The organism is Bacillus cereus group sp. MYBK95-2 (genome assembly GCF_051915225.1).
GTDB classification, from domain to species: Bacteria; Bacillota; Bacilli; order Bacillales; family Bacillaceae_G; genus Bacillus_A; species Bacillus_A cereus.
In genome coordinates, this window is record NZ_JBQAEH010000001.1 from 756785 (window position 1) to 778091 (window position 21307).

Here is a 21307-nt window from a genome sequence, read left to right on the forward strand (position 1 = left end):
CTACATATCCCTTTATTTTTTCATCTTACATTTCAGGATGACAAACTCACACCTTGAATATACTAAAAGACAAAGGAGTATAAGTATAACCATTACACTACAATCTATTACAAAATCCATAGGTATCATATTTCACACGAGCGAAAAAAGCACATTCACCTTTGGTAAATGTGCTAAAACATTTTTTGGTTTTGCACTGCATTCACAATAATATTTGCTGTTTCTTCAATCGCTTTATTCGATACATCGATTACTTGGCAATTTATTTTACTAATTACTTCCTCAAAATGATCAATTTCTTCTTGAATACGATTAATATTTGCATATGTTGCTCCATCACTTAATCCAAGTGATTTTAATCGTTCTTTTCGAATATGATTTAACTTATCTGGCGTAATTTTCAAACCGAAACATTTTTCTTTTGCCACTTGATATAGTTCTTCAGGTGGGTCAACTTCTGGCACGAGTGGTACATTCGCAACTTTCAAGCGTTTGTTATGAGCTAAATATTGGGAAAGTGGTGTTTTTGATGTACGCGAAACACCAATCAACACGATATCTGCTTTTAAAATACCTCGTGCATCTCTGCCGTCATCATACTTCACAGCAAACTCAATCGCTTCAATCTTTTTAAAGTATTCTTCATCTAACCTACGGACAACACCTGGCTCATATCTCGGCACTTGCCCCGTAATTTCTTCAATTTGATCAATAAGAGGGCCGATAATATCGTATGCCTCTACCCCTTCTTTTGCAGCCTCTGTTACTAAATACTGGCGCATATCAGGCTTAACTAACGTAAAACATATAAGTGCTTGATTACTCTTAGCAATCGAAATCACTTCTTTTAATGTCCCTGTATCTTCTACATACGGTACACGTCTAATATCAGGAGCAAACGGGAATTGCCCCATTGCTGCTCGAACAACCAAATCAGCCGTTTCCCCTACAGAGTCAGATACGACATATACGATTTTATTATCCATTACATTACCTCACTTTAAACAAATTACACTTATTCGTTATTTACTAAATTTACAAACGCACGTGTAATATTTGTTTTTGTAATTCGCCCAATCACTTCTAAACCTTGTTTCGTATCTTTTACAACTGGCATTGCATCAATCTGTCTTTCTATTAATTCCATCGCAATATCATATAAAGAATCCTCTCTACGACACATCGCAATGTTTGGCATCCTTGTCATGATAATATTAACCGGAAGAGAGGTTAAATCCTGCTTTCCTAAGCTCGCTCTTAATAAATCTTTACGAGACACAACACCAACTAATAGAGTCATCTGATCTACAACGAACAATGTACCAACGTCCTCTAAAAACATCGTACAAATTGCATCGTATACGGAAACATTTTTATCAATTACAACCGGTCTAGATTGATAATCTTGTACTTTAATTTTCTTAACAGCTTCAGATAATAGCTGCCCCCCAGTTTTACCCGTATAAAAATAACCTACGCGTGGACGTGCTTCTAAATAACCAGCCATCGTTAAAATTGCTAAGTCTGGTCTTAGCGTCGCACGTGTTAGACCCAATTGCGCTGCAATTGATTCCCCTGTAATAGGACCGTGATCTTTTACAATCTGAATGATATGTTCTTGCCGTTTATTCAGCTCTATGATAATCACCACCTTTAATGCACAACGAAAAAAGTTATACTATCTCTTAAATATTATATACTAAATATGCTATTCGAAAAAGAAAGTATGTAAAAAGGACCGTATCCGGCCCAAAATTATATTTGAAACTTATCAAGTTGTTCTAAAAAACGTCTTGATTTCAAATAAATTCCGCAATATTCATCATAATATGTATTCAATACTAAACGCATTTGTTTTTTTGTGCTATCCTTTACCGATACATTTCCGAGCCTATGTAAATCGAAATGGAAGAAAAGACGTAATAATTTATGAACAGCTTCTCCTACCGGTATACGATATGGGTCTTGCTCTGCATGACGTGAGCACAGAAAACCGCCTTCCCTGACGGAGAAGGCGACAAAGTCTGTTTCTTGATGACAAATCGCACATGTATCAAAGTACGGGCGCATCCCTAATACCGGAAGCATTTTCGTTTGATAAATTAATGATAATACTTCTGGATCAACACCCTCACACATATAATGCAACGTTTGATATAACATTTCAAATAAATACGGATTATGTTTTTTATCTTCTGTTGCTTTATCAGTTAACTCAACAATAAATGATGCATAAGCAGTTAAAAATATATCCTCGCGAATTTCTTTCATAGTTGAAATAATCTCGCCTTGTTGCAATGTTCCAAGCCCAGATCCCATTTGAATTAGAAAATGGCCATGTGTCATTAATTGCGACACAGATGCTAATCGGCTTTTCGGTTTTTTTGCCCCTCTTGCCATTGCACTTACCTTACCAAGTTCTCTTGAGAATATTGTAACAATTTTGTTCGTTTCTCCGTAATCTGTCGTACGGATAACGATGCCCTCAACTTTTTGAAACATGTTCGTCACCATCCAAGGTTTGAACAAAACGGGTCAAGAAATTGGAGAGTCTAGATGCGCTAGCTCCTCTTCATGTTGATCCATCTCATCGTTTACGTCTTTTTCCATTTCTTTCAAAAGCAAGTACGTTTCAATGCTTCCTGTTTTGGAGAAAAACTTCCAGGTAAAATCTAGCATAAGAATCCACCTTTCTCAATAAGCGTAGCCTATAAACCAATTTCCTTTGTTGTTATTAAATTGACCCATTTTGTCCATTTTCATGTGAGAAAAATTTTTCCTAATTTATCAAAGTTCATAAAAACCAATAATCAGTGGATGAACCAACCATCCACTGATTACAACTTTACTCTATTTTAGTACTCATCCTCGCGGAAACCTAGGTCACGAAGCTGAGACATTTTATTACGCCAATCTTTTTGCACTTTTACCCATACTTCTAAAAATACTTTAGAACCAAGTAGCGCTTCAATATCAAAACGAGCTCGCTTACCAACTTCTTTTAACATTTTCCCTTGTTTTCCAATGATGATTCCTTTTTGTGATGCACGTTCAACAACAATCGTTGCATTTATATAAACTGCCCCGCCCTCACGCTTTTGAATCGCATCGATAACAACAGCCACAGAATGCGGCACTTCTTCACGTGTTAAATGTAGTACTTTCTCACGAATAAGCTCTGCAATAATAAATCTCTCCGGATGATCCGTTACTTGATTCTCTGGATAGTATTGTGGTCCTTCTGGTAAATACTTTTTAATTGTTCCAATTAAAGCGTCCACATTATTACCGTCTAACGCAGAAATTGGTACAATCTCTGCAAATTCATGTAGTTTACGATATTGATCAATTAACTCTAGTAATTGCTCTGGATGAAGTTGGTCAATTTTATTAATGACTAAAAATACTGGTTGTTTCGTTTCTTTTAATTTCTCAATGATGAATTCCTCACCACGACCAAATCCTTCAACTGCATTAACCATAAACAGAACAATATCAACTTCTTTTAATGTCGTTTGCGCCATCTTTACCATGAAGTCGCCTAATTTATGTTTAGGTTTATGTATTCCTGGTGTATCAATGAAAATAACTTGTGCATCATTTTCTGTATATACACCTTGAATTTTATTACGAGTCGTTTGTGGCTTATCACTCATAATAGCAATTTTCTGGCCGATAATACGGTTTAAAAATGTAGATTTTCCAACATTCGGTCTGCCAATAATAGAGACAAAACCTGATTTATAACCTTTTCTATTCATGTAAATCCTCCGCTAAAAATGCTCCTGGTAACAATTCTCCGACTGTCGTCTCTTGAACGTCACCATGTAAGTTTGATAAGTATACTTTCGTATCCTGTTTACATAATTCTACCATAACTTGTCGACATGCTCCACAAGGAGGTACTGGACGCTTTGTATCTGCTACAACCGCAATGGCTACAAATTCGTTATCCCCTTCAGAAACCGCCTTAAATAAAGCTGTTCTTTCAGCACAATTACATAAGCCATATGATGCATTCTCAACATTACATCCACGATACACTTTTCCATCGCGCGTTAATAATGCTGCACCTACTTGAAATTTAGAATATGGTACGTACGCTTGTTTACGCGCTTCGATTGCTTCTAGAATTAATTGTTTACTATTCATATTCCCGCATCCTTCCTGTTCACAGCTATGAAGAGATACACTCTCTCATTAAAGGCCCTTACGGCACTTCCAAAGCTTAATAAAAGCTTCGGAATGCAACTATACCATATACGGTAAAAAGATAATAGCACCAATTATAACAGCTATAATTGCAAACAATAAAACCGCTCCTGCCGCAACATCCTTTGCAATTTTTGCAAACGGATGAATATCGGCAGTCGCTAAATCTACCGTTTTTTCCACAGCCGTATTTACCATCTCTAAACTCATTACACTCCCTATTACAATAAGTAATATCATCCACTCTATTTTCGTAATATGGAAATAAAAGCCGCAGCATATAACAATGACTGCGGCTAAATAATGGATTTTCATATTTCGTTCATGACGAAAACAAAAGAATATACCAGCTATAGCATATCCAAAACTATCTATAAGTTTTCCTTTTTTCATCGTCCTAATCCAAAAGCTTCTAAAATTTCTTTTTGTCTTCCGAACATTTCTTTTTCATCTTCTTCTGTCATGTGATCATAACCAAGTAAATGTAAAAAGCCATGTAACGCCAAAAATCCAAGTTCACGATCGAAAGAATGTCCGTACTCTTCAGCTTGCTCTTTCGCCCTTGGAATAGAGATAATAAGATCCCCTAACATGCGCGGCATCTCTGCACCAACAATCTCCATTTCTCCTTCTCCCATCTCTTCCATGGCAAAGGATATTACATCTGTAGGTTGATCTTTATCTCGGTAATCACGATTAATTTCTCTAATGCGCTCATTATCTACAAATGTCACCGATACCTCCGCACCATCCTCGATATTTTCCATTTGAGCTGCTTTTTCTAACACTTCACGAATTAAACTCATATACTCTTCTTTTACTTCTTCTGTTTCATCAATAAAATCAATTAACAAATTCATTCTTTCTCCTTTTCTTCCGGAGGTTCCGGATATGTAATACGCGAATGGAAAATACCATTTAACGTTTCACACAACGTTTTTCCAACGATTTGTAGTTCCTTAAACGTCAAATCACATTCACTAAATTGACCGTCTTGCAGTCGATCTTTAATAATACTTTGCACCAAATTATTAATTTGTTCTGGCGTTGGGTGATTCATAGAACGTACCGCAGCTTCTACACTATCAGCAATACCAACAATTGCCGATTCTTTCGAAGTTGCTTTTGAACCTGGATAACGGAACATCTCTTCTGTATATTTTTCTTTATCTTCTTTAATAGCTTTATAATAAAAATATTTCAGTAACGTTGTACCGTGATGTTGCCCAGCGATATCAATAATTTCTTGTGGAATATGATATTCTTCGAGCATTCTTACTCCATCCGTTACGTGAGCAATTATAATATCTTTACTCGTTACAGGATCTAATTTATCATGCGGGTTTTTAATTCCCATTTGGTTTTCAATAAAGAATTGCGGTTGTACTGTTTTTCCTACATCATGATAATATGCCCCTACACGCGCTAATACACCATTTGCCCCAACTGCTTCACAAGCAGCCTCAGAAAGATTCGCTACCATTACACTATGATGATATGTCCCTGGCGCTTCTAACAAAATTCTGCGTAAAAGCGGATGATTTGGACTTGATAGTTCCATAAGCTTCATACTTGATACGATTCCAAGTCCACTTTCTAAATATGGTAAAATCCCCATAGCCAAAACGGATGATATAATCCCTGAAAGTGAAGCCATTAATAATTGCGTACCAATTTCAAGAGGCGAAAAATTCCCATTACGTAATAATAAAAGCGCCGCCAATACGACTACATTTAATACAGAAACGAGTATACCAGCTTGTAAAATCATTGTACGACGATTTTTTTCTCGCAAGAAAATACTAACCGATAACGAACTTAACAATACGTAAATCCCTACACTATAATTTAATGTACTCGTTACTCCTTCATTAAACATAATACTTCCGCATACAGAAAAAATCATACTCGTTAAAAAGACAAATCGATCACCAATCATTAGTTTTACAAGTATTGTTCCCATCGCAACTGGGACAACATATGCAATCCCTGCGTATTCAAGTTTTTGAAACAAACTAATGATTTTCATTAAGACGATTGTGATAGACAAAATTGTAATATACGCTAAAACATACGGTCTATCTTCTCTTTTTCTCTTTAAAAATAATTCAAATTGTTTATGCATAAAGTATAGTAACACACCAATGAGTACCGCTAATCCAACATAAGGTTGAAAACCGTTCCCTTTTTCTAACAAACCAACTAATTTCAACTGATTATACACATCACTTGAAATTGTTTCACCTTCTCTAACAAGAACTTGTCCTTGAAGAATATAAACAGGTGGAACTAAATCTTCCTCTGCTTTTCTCTTCTCTTTCGTTAAGATTGGGTCATAAAAATAGTTAGCTGAAATTGCATATCTTCCTAGCGCCTTAATTGATTCTTTTAAACCATTATCAACATTAACACTATTCATCTCACTTACATATCGTTCTTTCGCATCTTTCAATTCGTCCATTTTAATATGCTCAGTCATGATACTATTAATCGCTGTGACCGCAGCATCTTTCGCTAATACTAATTGGCTCGGATCTGCATTAATCAAATTCAGTAAGTTTGAATCAGATAACTCTTTCGTTAAGTCAGCGGGTAGTTTCTTTTTTAACTTGTCCACTTTCTCAGCATCAGTCATCTTTTTTTGATCATCCGGTCCAACAGCTTTAATCTCTTGCACCACTTCATCCACTTTAGCAAAGACGTCATTCACAATATCAACTTTGTTTTGTTTATACTCACTTTTATATGTATATTGATCTTCAACTTTTGTAGCGGCTTCTTTTTTCTTTTTATCCGTTGTAACTTTATCTTCAATTTTTATAGGAGAATGGATTGTCTTTTTCGCAATAGAATACATATTAACATCTAATTGTTCTGGTTTTACATTATTCATAAGCGCAAAAAACAGCACTGCTCCTAACACAACGTAAGAAATCCAACTTAGTTTTTTCGAATGTTGTAAATTACGAAACCACTTAGAAATTTCTTGAGATCTTGACATGATTTCAATACCTTCTCCTCTCCAGAAATAAAGTGAAACTATTTATAGCTTTCATTTCTTCTACCAAACGATACTTTGAGGCAATATTTTATACACTAGTACCAATAGTTTATTTTCCTTATCTTTCATGATAGTAAAAAATATGACGTTCGCCAACCTTATCATACAAAAAGAAATGATCCTGACAAATAGGATCATTCCATTTTATCATATGCCTCAATAATACGTTGCACCAATGGATGTCTCACAACGTCCGTTTGTTCTAATGTAATAAATGACAGACCTGATACACCAGATAAAATATTAGCAGCTATAGATAGCCCTGATTTTACCCCTTTTGGCAAGTCTACTTGTGAAGGGTCCCCTGTAATAACCATTTTAGAACTAAAACCTAATCTTGTTAAAAACATTTTTATTTGAGCACCCGTTGTATTTTGAGCCTCATCTAAAATAACAAATGAATCATCAAGCGTACGCCCCCTCATATAAGCAAGCGGAGCTATTTCAATTACTCCTCGCTCCATCATACGCTGCGTATATTCTTGTCCAAGAATATCATGTAAAGCATCATATAACGGGCGTAAGTATGGATCTACCTTCTCTTTCAAATCCCCTGGTAAAAAACCTAAATTTTCTCCAGCTTCTACAGCAGGTCTTGTTAAAATAATTTTCTTTACATATCCTTGTTTTAAAGCCCTCACAGCCATTACTACAGCTAAATATGTTTTTCCAGTTCCTGCAGGCCCTATCCCAAAGACAATATCATTCTTCTTCATCGCATGAATATATCTTCTTTGCCCCATTGTTTTTACACGAATGGATTTACCTTTTGCAGTCTTGAAAATTTCTTCCTCATATAACTCTTCAAATTGAGCAATTTTCCCTTGTTGTGCAAGCTGAATCGCATACGCAACATCTCTCTCTGAAATTGATATACTTTTACGAATTACAACAAGTAATTGCTGTAAGATTTTTTCTACGAGTGCCACCGTTTCAACTGCCCCAGATACATGAACAGTTTCTCCTCTAGTTACGATCGATACATTCAGTTCTCGTTCAATTACTTTTAAATGCGCATCATTAACTCCAAAAAGAGCGATTGCTTCGTTAGCATTTTCCAATTGTTGGTTCATTTCTACTAATTGTTCTGCCATTACTCAGTCTCCTTGAATATCGGATTCGGATATTGGTTGTGGCTCTGCAATATTTTCAACCACAGTATAATGCAATGTAACTTTTAGTTGATCCGCCTCAACCTCTTTACTCAAAATCTTATCACTTACAATCATAGCATGTTCATCCAATTTTTTCTTTAGTTCTTTTTCGGCCATCTCCTTCGCTACTTTCAGCGCTTGCTTTTCTGTATATTCTCGATTCGCTTCTTCCTCTTCTCTCACAACATCTTTTTCATATGCAATCGGCAGTGTAAAACCAAATAATTTCACATCATGCTTTACACTTTCAGTACGAGAGCGTTTATACTTATCATGCTGAAATCCCCATATTTTTATTTTCGTATCCCCGAATTTAAGAAAATGTTCATTGTATACATTACCAGTATACACTTGGAATTGCGTCTTTAACGGGACATCCACCTTAGATGTATACCACGTTTCGCCATATACAATACCTTTCGCTGAAACAATCGTCGGACTTTCCTCATTACCATATATTCCCGATACGAGAATCTGTCCTTTTTCTACATGATCATTTTTCAGTACAACCGGCTTTCCAACTTCTACAAACGTTTTTGTAATAATCGCTTCTTTTTTTGCTACTAAATTTTGCGGCCTTTGTTCCTTTTCTTTCTTCGGTTCGTTTTTTTCAACAATTTTAAAATGATAAGTCGTTCCCCTTACTTCTAGTCCCGCCCAAGTAATGGCATTAATATTATCTGTCAAATGGCGTTGTACATCTTCTACATTCGGCATTTGAAATTGTAGTTTCCCTTTTTTAATACCCATTTTATCCAATTCTTTCATCAATATATATTCTGTTTCAGGTTTAGCTCCTGTAATTTCAATTTTCCAAACCATATTTGACATTGCAATCACACCAAAAAAGAAAATTAAAAAACCAATTAAAAATCCACTGTTTTTAATTAAACGTTTATTCCAAAAAGGAAAACCATAACGTCCAATAAAATATAATTTACATTCATTTTTTCTATAAATTGGTTTTATTTTTTTCACATCGCGTAACAACATACAAAAAACTAACGTTTCATCAGCTATCTTTTTAACATCCCAAACTAATAAATTCCTCCGTACACATTCATTAACAAACCGTTCCGCTCCTCTACCTTCAATTCGCACTTTTACATATCCAAGCCACTTTATAAACCATTTATTTTTCATTTACCACCTTCACTACCTTTCTAAAAGTAGATATACTACTTTTTATTTGAAGCATTAAAATAGCTCGTACTAAAATAAAACAGAGTAAAACTGTAATCAGTCTCTATCAACGGAACTTTTACAGGATAAAGAAGAAAAACTTCACAAATGGAAGTTTCACTTCAATCACCTTTTTTTTCATTTTCTAAAAATGTTACTTGCTCAATTATCCCCTCGAGTAAAAGCTCTTCTGGAAGAATCGTTTTAATAACAAAGGATTGTCCTTTAATTAATAATTGACCGTGTTTTAAAAGCAATCGCACTTCTTTATCTGAAAACACTAATAACCCCCGATGATTTTCTATATAAATATGTATTTGCCCAACAAGAGTAATCCGAGGTAGATCCATTAATACATCCACTGGTAGGTCTACTTGTTTTGTCAACCAATTTTTCATTTGTTCTAATTTCTTCATCTCGAAAGACCCCCTCTCATCCCATATATATGTATTTCTTCACAAGTGCCTATCGTGTTATAACGACTTCACTAACATAACTATATTCTGCAAGAGTTCATATCATGTTAATTAAAACAGTCGCTATATGAAATCATATTTGTCAGGACAATGATGGATCAGAGGATGTTACCTTTAATAATAGAAGTATTAATACAAGAATATGCGCCCCTACAGGATATCAGTACAAGTTACATTAAGAAATTGAGCCTAGCGAGAAGTGGGAAACTTGAAAAAACCTGTTACAATTCGTTCTGGACGTGACATACTGACCATAGAATAAGTAGTTGTCATTTATTGGACAACTGAGATAAAGTAAAACTATAATCAATCCTCACCAATCGGGCTACCCGTTAATGCGGGATAAAATCAAAAAAAAAGAAAATTTCTTCAATGTGAATGTTACGTTGTAAGTAAGAATATTTTATAGATGGTTGTTATATGAATTTCAAAAAATATTAGGGTTCATTAAAAAATGAATTAATAAATGAGGAAATACGAAAGGAAATCGGCTTTGGTCAAGAAATTTTGAATGTTATAAAACAAGTTACCGACAGTAATATCCAGCCATTTTATGCAACTGATGCAAAATCTAAAATAGTTAGAATCTCTTTCGTTACCTTTGAGGATTATGCTGAAGAGCAAGCTATAAAACTTCAATCTGAGTTTCAGAAGGCTCGGTACTTAGCTTTTATTCGCGAAAGAAGTTTTAGTCAAGGAAGTAAGAATAGGTGTAGAATCGGAATTATACAAGGAAATAATAAATTGAAACTTTAACTAGAGGGGTTTCTATCACTTACAGAAACGCTTTTTAAGCAATATAGCGTTTCTCCTTAATAAGAACAATAAAAAAACGTCTCATACGAAATGAGACGTTTTTTTATGCTAATAGCTGGATAACCAGCTTATTCACAAGTGATCCGTCTGTTTTACCTTTTACTTTCGGCATAACAGCAGTCATCACCTTACCCATATCTGCTTTAGAAGTCGCACCAACTTCAGAAATAACTTGCTTGATTACATCAACTAGTTCTTCTTCAGTTAATTGCTCTGGCAAATATGCGCTTAAAATCTGAATTTCACTTTGCAGTTTATTAACAAGGTCTTCACGACCAGCTTTTTTAAATTCAAGGAGGGAGTCCTTATACTGTTTTACTTCACGAGCTAAAACTGTTATTTCCTCTTCTTCAGTAAGAGTATGTTGCAGTTTAATACCTTCATTTTGTAAAGCAGCCTTAACCATACGAATAACGGTTAATTTTTCTTTTTGTTTATTCTTCATCGCTTGTTTCATATCATCGTTTAAACGACCGAGAAGACTCATAACTTACACCCTCTCTTAGAATTTACGCTTTCTTGCCGCTTCAGATTTCTTCTTACGTTTTACACTTGGTTTTTCATAAAACTCGCGCTTTCTTGCTTCAGCAAGTGTACCAGTTTTAGAAACCGATCTTTTAAAACGGCGAAGTGCATCCTCCAAAGACTCGTTTTTACGAACGACTGTTTTTGACATTCTCTTTCCCTCCCTCCGAAACATCACACTTACATACTAACTTCAGCATGCAAAAAGAAACACTTCTTCAGCATGTCTTTTACGATTATAATACATTTTATCACTTCAGGTCAACTATTTGGCAGAATAAAAGAAGAATAGAAGCATTTCCTTTTCAAAAGTTATGCAAATAACTAGTATCCTTCACTGATGAAGACAACTATATTTTTATCATTTCATCTTTTTTCATACAGGGATGCATGAAACGCCTCCCCACCTTCTATTACTTAACCGCTTCAAATAAAGAAAGCATGCAAACCGTTTCCGGTTGCACGCTCTTTTTATGCGCTAGCTGATTCTTTTTTCACATCATCTTCAAGAACACGAACAAATTGCGCTTCGTTATATGGATAACCAGCTTTCGTAATTTTCACTTTCACTAGCTTACCAATTAATTCTTCTGATCCTTCAAATACAATTTTCAAGTAGTTATCTGTATAACCTACATATAACCCTTCACGGTCGCCCTCTTTAAATTGCTCTTCCGGAATGATTTCAAGCACTTCACCTTCAAACGCTGATGCGTACTCTTTCGCTAATTGATTAGATAGCTCAATTAAACGATGAACACGATCGTTCTTCACATCTTCAGGAACTTGATCTTCCATGCGCGCTGCAGGTGTTCCTGTACGTTTTGAGTAAGGGAACACATGTAACTCAGAGAAGCGGTTCTCTTTAATGAAATTGTATGTTTCCATGAATTCTTCTTCTGTTTCACCTGGGAAACCAACGATTACGTCAGATGTAATCGCAAGGCCTGGTAACGCTTCTTTCAAACGATCTAAACGCTCTTGGAAGAATTCCATCGTATATTTACGACGCATACGTTTTAATACAGTATTAGAGCCAGATTGCAACGGAATATGCAAGTGGCGTACAACTACTTCAGATTTATCTAACACTTCAATTACTTCATCTGAAATTTGACTCGCTTCAATAGAAGAAATACGAAGACGTTTTAATCCGCCTACTTCCGCTTCCATATCACGAAGTAATCCAGCTAAGTTATAATCTTTTATGTCTTCGCCGTATCCACCTGTATGAATACCCGTTAATACGATTTCTTTATAGCCTGCATCCACTAATTGTTGCGCTTGTTTAATAACTTCTTTTCCATCACGAGAACGCATTAAACCGCGCGCCCAAGGAATGATACAGAATGTACAGAAGTTATTGCAACCCTCTTGTATTTTTAAAGACGCACGTGTACGATCCGTGAAATAAGGTACATCAAGTTCTTCGTACACACGTGTTTTCATAATATTGCGGACAGCATTAATTGGTTGACGCTCTTTACGGAATTCTTCGATGTAACCTAACATCTTTTCACGATCCTGTGTACCAACTACAATATCCACACCCGGGATCGCCATAATTTCAGCTGGAGATGTTTGTGCATAACATCCCGTTACACAAATAACTGCATCTGGATTTTGACGCACAGCACGTCTGATTACTTGACGGCTTTTTTTGTCCCCAGTATTCGTTACTGTACATGTGTTAATAACATATACATCAGCTTTCTTTTCATATTCTGTTCTTTCATAACCACCTTGTTTAAACAATTGCCAAATGGCTTCTGTTTCATAGTGGTTTACTTTACAACCTAACGTATGGAACGCAACAGTTGACATTGATCATCACCCCATCAATTCAAAATGATACGAAGCAGCACTTAACGCGTATAACGGCGCCGTTTCTGTTCTTAAAATTCTTGGTCCTAAACTACATGGTACAAATTTATGTTCACGAAGCGCTGTAATCTCTTCCTCAGCTAAACCGCCTTCTGGGCCAAATACAATCAATAGCTTTTGACCTGGTTTCATTGTCGTTAAAGCTTTCGCAAAATTAGATTTCTCGCCTTGTTTTGCTTCCTCTTCGTAAGCAACAAGACAAGCATCATACTCACCACTCATTGAAAGCAATTGCTTAAATGATGCTGGAGCATGTACTTCTGGAATTTCACTTCTATGTGATTGTTCCGCAGCTTCTTTCACAATTTTTCTTAAACGCTCAACTTTTTTATCAGCTTTTTTCGCATCCCATTTTACGATAGAGCGAGATGCTTGAAATGGTAAGAATGCAGCTGCCCCAAGCTCAGTTCCTTTTTGAAAAATTAACTCTAGCTTGTCTCCTTTTGGCAGTCCACTTGCAATCGTCACGAAAACAGGAAGTTCACTTGACGCCTCTACCCATTCTACAATAGCCGTATTAATAAATTCACTGGTAATTTCATCAATTGAACATACTGCTGTTTTTCCATTTACACAGCAATAAATATGATCACCAGCTGACATACGCATCACTCTTGCGATATGATGTACGTCATCACCTACAATGCGAATACTTGTCTCATTTACATATTTCTCTTCTACAAAATAACGTTGCATATAATCACCTTAGTAGAGTTTCGTTCCTTTCGTAAGTCAACACTTACGAAAAAAACGAAACGTTATCATTTTTCATATAACAAACGGCAAGTCCCTCACCTTATAGTGAGAGACTCCCCTTTTCATTATAGACTAAAATCTATATTACGCATTTCGTGCAATAATTGCTACCCAATCTTCCATTCGTAACACTTCTTCAATTGTAAATCCAGCTTTTTCTAGCGCCTCAGAAATTACTTTTTCCTTCGCAGCAATAATGCCCGATGTAATAAATAATCCACCTGACTTCACAACTCTTGCTGCATCTTCAGGGAATAATAGAATAATTTCTGCTAATAAGTTAGCTACGATTAAATCAACAGGACCTTCAATACCTTCTAAAAGACTATTTTGTCCAACAGACACGATATCATCTGTTTTATTTAAACGTACATTCATTTCTGCACTTTCAACCGCAACCGGATCTAAATCATACGCTTGAACAGAAGACGCACCTAATTTTGCTGCTGCAATACTAAGTACACCAGAACCTGTTCCTACATCAATAATAGCGTCACCTGGCTGTACTGTTTTTTCTAAAGCACGGATACACATCGTTGTTGTTGGATGAGTTCCTGTACCAAACGCCATACCCGGGTCTAATTCAATGATTTTTTCATCAGGAGAAGATGGTGTATATTCTTCCCAAGTCGGTACGATTGTGAATGTATCAGAAATTTGTACTGGATGGTAATATTTTTTCCAAGCAGTAGCCCAATCTTCTTCATTGACTTCGTTAACGGTAATATTTCCAGTACCAATTTCGATGTCGTAAGATGGAAGCACATCAATAGATGATTTTACACCTGCAATCGTTTCATGTAAAGAATCGGTTTGCGGGAAATATGCTTTTATTAATACACCTTCCGCCGGATATTCATCTGGATTCAATGCATAAATTTCACCATATTGTTGCTCGCGCTCTTTCGTTAACTCCGCTGGATCCTCAATCGCAACTCCGCTAGCACCAGCTTCATGTAAAATATGAGAGACAGCTTCTACTGCTTCTTCTGTTGTATGAATACTAATTTCTGACCATTTCACAATTTACCAACTCCATTTTTTATTTCCATTATTCCCCTTTGAAAGCACGTTTAAGCTTTCCGAATAAACTATCATCCTGCTCTTCTTGTCCTGCAAATTCACGTAATAAATCTTTTTGCTGTGAAGTCAATTTCGTCGGTACAACAACACGAACGACTACATATTGATCTCCTTGACCGTATCCACGTACGTTCGGAGCACCTTTTCCTTTTAAGCGGAACTCTGTTCCAGTTTGTGTTCCTGCTGGGATTTTCAGCTTCACTTTACCATGAACAGTAGGGACTTCCACTTCAGCACCAAGTGCCATTTGTGCAAATGTTAATGGCATTTCGCAAATAATGTGGTCTCCTTCACGCTCGAAGAATTCATGATTTCTTACATGAACAACAACATATAAGTCTCCTGCTGGTCCGCCATTTACACCGGCTTCACCTTTTCCAGACACACGAATTTGTTGACCATTATCAATACCCGCTGGAATTTTAACATTAATTTTTTTACGTTTACGAACTTTACCTGAACCGTGACATGTCGTACATTTTTCTTTAATAATTTGTCCAGTTCCTGAACAATGACCACAAGCTTGACGGTTTACGATACGACCAAACGGTGTGTTTTGTTCAACACTCACTTGACCAGAACCTGAACAATGTTTACATGTTTCTTTTGAAGTTCCTGGTTTTGCTCCACTACCTTTACAAGTATCACATGGATCTTCTACTGGAATTTCCACATTTAATTCCTTACCAAAAATAGCTTCTTCAAAATCTAAAGTGACTTGATATTGTAAGTCAGCGCCTTGGCGCGGAGCATTTGGATCACGACGTCTGCCGCCACCACCGCCAAAGAAAGAACTAAATATATCTTCAAAACCGAAGCCACCGCCGAAGTCTCCTCCGCCGCCAAATCCACCGAATCCTTGATTTGCACCAGCATGACCAAATTGATCGTACTGCGCACGCTTTTGATCATCACTTAACACTTCGTATGCTTCTTGTACTTCTTTAAACTTTTCAATTGCATTTTCTTCTTTGCTTACGTCTGGATGGTATTTTTTAGCCAAACGACGATACGCTTTTTTTATTTCATCTGTTGAAGCGCCCTTGCTAAGTCCAAGGACCTCATAATAGTCTCGTTTACTCATAAATTTACAACCCCCGAATCTTTCACATAAACGTAATTTTAACACCGAAAGAAAGTGCTTTGCAACAAAGTTTCCTCACTTACAGTATGCAAAGCGAAAAACTTAAGATCCTCACACATCGCTTCTCATTCGTGAAAAAAGCCAAAGTCAAGGCACGCTTGACTTTGACTTTTTGTCATCTTACTTATTATGTTTACAGTTGAATTACTTGTCTTCTTTTACTTCTTCAAACTCAGCATCAACTACATTGTCTTTCTTCGCGCCAGCGTCTTGTGCACCTTGCGCACCTTCTGCTTGACCAGCAGCTGCTTGAGCTTGCTCGTATAATTTAACAGTTAATTGTTGTACAATTTCTTGTAAAGCATCTTTTTTCGCACGAATTTCTTCAAGCTCGTTTTTCTCGATTGCAGCTTGTAATGCTTCTTTCGCTTCTGTTGCTTTTGCAACTTCAGCTGCATCTACTTTACCTTCTAAATCTTTTACAACTTTGTCTGTTTGGAATACAAGTTGGTCAGCTTCATTACGAAGTTCAACTTCTTCCTTACGTTTTTGGTCAGCGTCAGCATTTGCTTCCGCTTCTTGTACCATACGTTCTACTTCTTCATCAGAAAGACCTGAAGAAGATTGGATTGTAATAGCTTGCTCTTTGCTTGTTCCTAAGTCTTTCGCACGTACGTTAACGATACCGTTCGCATCAATATCGAATGTTACTTCGATTTGTGGAATACCACGTGGTGCTGGTGGAAGGTCAGTTAATTGGAAACGACCTAACGTTTTGTTGTCAGCTGACATCGGACGCTCACCTTGTAATACGTGAATGTCTACTGCTGGTTGATTATCAGCAGCTGTCGAGAATACTTGTGACTTACTTGTTGGAATTGTAGTGTTACGCTCGATTAATTTCGTGAACACGCCACCCATAGTTTCAATACCTAAAGAAAGTGGAGTTACGTCTAATAATAGAACGCCTTCTACATCACCAGTAAGTACGCCACCTTGAACTGCAGCACCTAATGCTACAACTTCATCAGGGTTTACACCTTTATATGGCTCTTTACCAGTTTCACGTTTAATAGCTTCTTGTACAGCTGGGATACGAGTAGATCCACCAACAAGAATAACTTTATCTAATTCGCTTGGAGCAAAACCAGCGTCTTTTAATGCACGACGAGTTGGCTCTAATGTTCTTTCAACAAGACCTGCTGAAAGCTCTTCGAATTTCGCTCTTGTTAACGTTAATTCTAAGTGTAATGGACCAGCAGCTCCAGCACTAATGAATGGTAATGAAATTTGAGTTTGTGTTACACCAGAAAGATCTTTTTTCGCTTTTTCAGCTGCATCTTTCAAGCGTTGAAGCGCCATTTTATCTTGGCTTAAATCAATGTTATTTTCTTTTTTGAACTCAGCTACTAAGTGATCGATGATAACTTGGTCAAAGTCATCGCCACCAAGACGGTTGTCACCAGCAGTTGAAATAACTTCGAATGTGCCGTCTGCTAACTCAAGGATAGATACGTCAAATGTACCGCCACCTAAGTCATATACTAAGATTTTTTGTTCTTCGTCTTGTTTTTCTAAACCGTAAGCAAGTGCTGCTGCTGTTGGCTCGTTAATGATACGCTCAACTTCTAAACCAGCGATACGACCAGCATCTTTCGTTGCTTGACGCTCTGCATCGTTGAAGTATGCAGGTACTGTAATAACAGCTTTCGTTACTGTTTCACCTAAGTATGCTTCAGCAGAAGCTTTTAAGTTTTGTAAAATGATTGCAGAAATTTCTTGAGGTGTATAATCTTTACCTTCAACTTCTACTTTGTAGTCTGTACCCATATGACGTTTAACAGACATAATTGTATTTGGGTTTGTAATTGCTTGGCGCTTTGCAACTTCCCCAACTTGACGCTCTTCATTTTTGAAAGCTACAACAGAAGGTGTTGTACGGTTCCCTTCTGGATTTGGGATAACCTTTGGTTCTCCACCTTCCATAACAGCTACACAAGAGTTTGTTGTACCTAAGTCAATACCGATAATTTTACTCATGGCGAATCCTCCTAGTTTTATGTAAATTATTGATTTACTTTTACCATTGATGGGCGAATCACACGGTCTTTTAATTTATAACCTTTTTGGAATTCTTCCACAACCGCGTTTGATTCAAATTCACTATCTTCCACTTGCATAATAGCTTGGTGTTCATTAGGATCAAACTGTTTACCAACAGCTTCAATCACTTCCACACCTTCTTTAGTCAGCGCTTCTAACAATTGACGATGCACCATTTCCATACCTTGTAACAAGGATTTCGTTTGCTCATCAGTCGCTTCCACTTGCATTGCTCTTTCAAAATTATCAAGAGCTGGCAAGATGTCTGAAACTAGACTTTGTGCTCTATATTTTTCAGCAGCCTGTTTATCCATTTGGACACGGCGCTTATAATTTTCAAAATCAGCTTGTAGACGTAATGTGCGACCTTCCGTTTCCGTTAGTTTCGCTTGTAACTCATCTACTTTTTCTTGTAAAAGAGCAGCCTCACTTTTTTCTTCTACAGTTTCTTCACTGTTTTCTGGCGTGACAGCTTCTTCAACTTGCGCTTCTTTTACTTCTTCTACCACTTGTTCGTTACGCTCTTCCACAATATTCACCTCCTTAAAAGGTATTAGGTATCATGCATAGCATGATTACCTAAGCATTATATATTACACACAGCAATGAAAATTTCATCACTTGAGCGAATGTATTACTCTCATTTACTTTTTAAGCCCATCAGTAAATTGTCTCGTAAATAACTGTAACAAACTAATTACACGAGAGTATTGCATTCTCGTAGGACCTAAAATAGCAATTGTTCCAAGTTGCTCTTCGCCGATCGAATATGTTGCAGAAATTAAACTACAATCCTCCATAGCCGTCGAAGAGTTTTCCCTACCAATTTTCACTTGAATCCCGACTTGTTTATGACGCAAAATGTCATAAAATTCGGCTTCATTATCAATCATGGTAAGTAAAGATCTAACCTTTTGAATGTCATGGAACTCTGGCTGCGAAAGCATATTTGCTTTTCCTCCAAAGTATATCTTTTCCGATAACGGAACTTGAAATGTACCATCCAACATTTTTATTGCACTATCGTAATTATGAACATACCCACGTAAAACTGTAACAATTTCCTTAAAGATTTTATTATGAAGTTCTTCCATCGGTACGCCAGATAGCTTTTCATTTAAAATATTAACCATTTTTTCTAAATCTGATAAATCAACAGATTCCGGAACGGTAATCGTTTTACTTTGTACATGCCCTGTATCGGTTACAATAATAGCGACTGCAGTTTGACGATCAAGCGGCACAATTTGTACATTTTTAAGTTTATTTGTACTTAACTTCGGTCCAAGAACAATTGCCGTATAATTCGTAAGTTCTGATAAAATTTGAGCAGATTGCTGTGCAATTTTTTCCGCTTCAAAAATTCTTTCAGCAAATAAATCTTTAATTTGTACAATTTCAGCGTTCGGTAAGTTTTGCGGCGCTAAAAGATGGTCTACATAAAATCGGTAGCCTTTCTCAGAAGGAACACGTCCAGAAGAACTGTGCGTTTTTTCAATAAAGCCTAATTCTTCTAAGTCCGCCATTTCATTTCGAATAGTAGCTGAACTAAATGTGATTTCATCTTTTTTAGCCAACGTTCTAGACCCAACGGGCTGCGCTGATCCAATAAAGTCATCAATAATTGTTTGTAAAATTAAGAGCTGACGTTCCGTAAGCATCTCATCATCACCTCTGTTAGCACTCTTTGTCTTTGAGTGCTAAATCTATTAATAACTTACCAAAATTGACATTCAATTGTCAACGGAAACGTCACGAAATAATGAAACTTTTTCACGCCTATGGAACATTTAATTAGTCAATCAAAAATGATTGGAATACTTCATTCCCTAATAATTTTCCTTTTCGCGTTAAACGCACATGTCCATCTTCCTCTTCAAGCAATCCCTGCTCTTGGTTGCTTTGTAACTGCTTCGCGAAAACTTGATCCATCTCTACATTAAATTTATTGCGGAACGCCGTTTTAGAAACACCTTTTGTTTTTCGAAGCCCTAAGAACAGCTCTTCTTCCATTCTTTCTTTCTCCGTCACTTTGTGAACATCTAAATACGGAAATCCTGTTTCATCAATTTTATTAAAATATTGCTTCAGGGGACCAACATTTTGAATACGTTCTCCGTTCACATAACTATGAGCTCCAGCTCCAAATCCATAATACTCTTCATTATTCCAGTATGTGAGATTATGTCTACTTTTATTGTCACCTTTTGAGAAATTACTAATTTCATACTGGTTATAACCGTGTTTCTCCATTTCATCCATTACTATTTCATACATTTTCGCTTCATGGTCTTCACCCGGAAGACGTAATTTCCCTTTGTTCATTAAGTTATAAAACACTGTTTTTGGCTCCACAATTAATGAATATGCCGAGAAATGTTGTACACCAAGCGTAAAAGCAATATCTAATGTTTCTTTTACATCTTCTATCGTCTGTCCTGGCAAAGCATAAATAATATCTACATTAATATTTTTAAAGCCTACTTCCTGTGCCTCTCGAATCGCGAGGAATGCATCTTCCCTCGTATGCTTGCGCCCGATCTTCTCAAGAAGTTCATCACGGAACGTTTGCACACCAAAACTAATTCGATTTACTCCACCTTCTAGCAGTACATTTAGCTTCTCTTTCGGTAGATCTCCTGGATTCGCTTCAAATGTTAATTCACAATTCGGGGCGAACGGACGCAAATGACGATTAATAATCTCGAGTAATTTTTTTGTCTGTTCCATATTTAACGCTGTCGGAGTTCCCCCACCCACAAAAATCGTTTTCATACTATCAAATGGAACTTTTTGAACCGTATTTATTATTTCCTTCTCTAAATAATCTAAATATTGATCAACCGGTTGGCGTTCAATAAACACTTTATTAAAATCACAATAGTGACAAATGTGCTGACAAAACGGAATATGAATGTATGCAGCTTGTACCAAATATAACTCCTACCTTTCTAAAAAGAAAACCTCCGCA

The 21307-nt window shown here is 36.5% G+C and carries 22 protein-coding genes; all 22 read right to left on the reverse strand.

Annotated features, from left to right (window positions below):
• Window positions 1–173: 173 nt before the first annotated feature.
• Window positions 174–986 carry a pyruvate, water dikinase regulatory protein gene (locus ACTFN4_RS03925; protein ID WP_000368944.1) on the reverse strand — a complete coding sequence of 271 codons (813 nt, stop codon included), beginning with the start codon at window positions 984–986 and terminating at the stop codon, window positions 174–176.
• Between the two features lie 29 nt (window positions 987–1015).
• The gene (locus ACTFN4_RS03930; RefSeq protein ID WP_000583756.1) at window positions 1016–1648 is read right to left on the reverse strand and encodes a helix-turn-helix transcriptional regulator; all 633 of its coding nucleotides are present in this window, start codon (window positions 1646–1648) and stop codon (window positions 1016–1018) included.
• Window positions 1649–1755: 107 nt separating this feature from the next.
• On the reverse strand, window positions 1756–2502 hold the full coding sequence (recO, locus tag ACTFN4_RS03935; protein ID WP_000487009.1) for a DNA repair protein RecO: 747 nt from the start codon (window positions 2500–2502) through the stop codon (window positions 1756–1758).
• 33 nt (window positions 2503–2535) lie between these two features.
• Window positions 2536–2679 (reverse strand): YqzL family protein, encoded by a 144-nt coding sequence (locus tag ACTFN4_RS03940; protein WP_000883924.1) that lies wholly within the window; start codon window positions 2677–2679, stop codon window positions 2536–2538.
• Window positions 2680–2855: 176 nt separating this feature from the next.
• Window positions 2856–3761: a GTPase Era gene (gene era, locus ACTFN4_RS03945; protein WP_001080230.1), complete on the reverse strand. Its 906-nt coding sequence runs from the start codon at window positions 3759–3761 to the stop codon at window positions 2856–2858.
• Window positions 3754–4152, reverse strand: coding sequence for a cytidine deaminase (locus ACTFN4_RS03950; protein WP_001086283.1), 399 nt, complete (start codon window positions 4150–4152; stop codon window positions 3754–3756). The genes era and ACTFN4_RS03950 overlap by 8 nt, the downstream gene beginning before the upstream one ends.
• A 99-nt stretch (window positions 4153–4251) precedes the next feature.
• On the reverse strand, window positions 4252–4605 hold the full coding sequence (locus ACTFN4_RS03955) for a diacylglycerol kinase family protein (RefSeq protein ID WP_000715464.1): 354 nt from the start codon (window positions 4603–4605) through the stop codon (window positions 4252–4254).
• Window positions 4602–5072 (reverse strand): rRNA maturation RNase YbeY, encoded by a 471-nt coding sequence (gene ybeY / locus ACTFN4_RS03960; RefSeq protein WP_001050397.1) that lies wholly within the window; start codon window positions 5070–5072, stop codon window positions 4602–4604. The genes ACTFN4_RS03955 and ybeY overlap by 4 nt, the downstream gene beginning before the upstream one ends.
• Window positions 5069–7213, reverse strand: coding sequence for an HD family phosphohydrolase (locus ACTFN4_RS03965; RefSeq protein ID WP_000091510.1), 2145 nt, complete (start codon window positions 7211–7213; stop codon window positions 5069–5071). The genes ybeY and ACTFN4_RS03965 overlap by 4 nt, the downstream gene beginning before the upstream one ends.
• Before the next feature lie 194 nt (window positions 7214–7407).
• The gene (locus ACTFN4_RS03970) at window positions 7408–8367 is read right to left on the reverse strand and encodes a PhoH family protein (RefSeq protein WP_000840501.1); all 960 of its coding nucleotides are present in this window, start codon (window positions 8365–8367) and stop codon (window positions 7408–7410) included.
• 3 nt (window positions 8368–8370) lie between these two features.
• Entirely contained in the window at window positions 8371–9570 is a 1200-nt protein-coding gene (gene yqfD, locus ACTFN4_RS03975) for a sporulation protein YqfD (RefSeq protein ID WP_000792498.1), read from the reverse strand.
• A 161-nt stretch (window positions 9571–9731) separates the two neighbouring features.
• Window positions 9732–10025, reverse strand: a complete 294-nt coding sequence (gene yqfC / locus ACTFN4_RS03980) for a sporulation protein YqfC (protein WP_000732269.1) — start codon at window positions 10023–10025, stop codon at window positions 9732–9734.
• A gap of 919 nt (window positions 10026–10944) precedes the next feature.
• Window positions 10945–11388: a GatB/YqeY domain-containing protein gene (locus ACTFN4_RS03985; RefSeq protein ID WP_000054562.1), complete on the reverse strand. Its 444-nt coding sequence runs from the start codon at window positions 11386–11388 to the stop codon at window positions 10945–10947.
• Window positions 11389–11403: 15 nt separating this feature from the next.
• Complete coding sequence (gene rpsU, locus ACTFN4_RS03990) at window positions 11404–11577, reverse strand: 30S ribosomal protein S21 (RefSeq protein WP_000048061.1); 174 nt, start codon at window positions 11575–11577, stop codon at window positions 11404–11406.
• Between the two features lie 320 nt (window positions 11578–11897).
• A complete protein-coding gene (gene mtaB, locus ACTFN4_RS03995; protein ID WP_000108680.1) occupies window positions 11898–13250 on the reverse strand; it encodes a tRNA (N(6)-L-threonylcarbamoyladenosine(37)-C(2))-methylthiotransferase MtaB in 1353 nt (450 codons plus the stop codon).
• Window positions 13251–13256: 6 nt separating this feature from the next.
• On the reverse strand, window positions 13257–14006 hold the full coding sequence (locus tag ACTFN4_RS04000) for a 16S rRNA (uracil(1498)-N(3))-methyltransferase (protein WP_001190154.1): 750 nt from the start codon (window positions 14004–14006) through the stop codon (window positions 13257–13259).
• A 144-nt stretch (window positions 14007–14150) separates the two neighbouring features.
• The gene (prmA, locus tag ACTFN4_RS04005) at window positions 14151–15089 is read right to left on the reverse strand and encodes a 50S ribosomal protein L11 methyltransferase (RefSeq protein ID WP_000872097.1); all 939 of its coding nucleotides are present in this window, start codon (window positions 15087–15089) and stop codon (window positions 14151–14153) included.
• A gap of 28 nt (window positions 15090–15117) precedes the next feature.
• Window positions 15118–16233, reverse strand: coding sequence for a chaperone protein DnaJ (gene dnaJ / locus ACTFN4_RS04010; protein ID WP_000043946.1), 1116 nt, complete (start codon window positions 16231–16233; stop codon window positions 15118–15120).
• A gap of 204 nt (window positions 16234–16437) precedes the next feature.
• The gene (dnaK, locus tag ACTFN4_RS04015; RefSeq protein ID WP_000034700.1) at window positions 16438–18273 is read right to left on the reverse strand and encodes a chaperone protein DnaK; all 1836 of its coding nucleotides are present in this window, start codon (window positions 18271–18273) and stop codon (window positions 16438–16440) included.
• 26 nt (window positions 18274–18299) lie between these two features.
• Window positions 18300–18866, reverse strand: a complete 567-nt coding sequence (grpE, locus tag ACTFN4_RS04020; protein WP_000392711.1) for a nucleotide exchange factor GrpE — start codon at window positions 18864–18866, stop codon at window positions 18300–18302.
• 114 nt (window positions 18867–18980) lie between these two features.
• Window positions 18981–19997: a heat-inducible transcriptional repressor HrcA gene (gene hrcA / locus ACTFN4_RS04025; RefSeq protein ID WP_000954941.1), complete on the reverse strand. Its 1017-nt coding sequence runs from the start codon at window positions 19995–19997 to the stop codon at window positions 18981–18983.
• Window positions 19998–20130: 133 nt separating this feature from the next.
• Window positions 20131–21270, reverse strand: a complete 1140-nt coding sequence (gene hemW / locus ACTFN4_RS04030; RefSeq protein ID WP_000249433.1) for a radical SAM family heme chaperone HemW — start codon at window positions 21268–21270, stop codon at window positions 20131–20133.
• Window positions 21271–21307 lie beyond the last annotated feature (37 nt).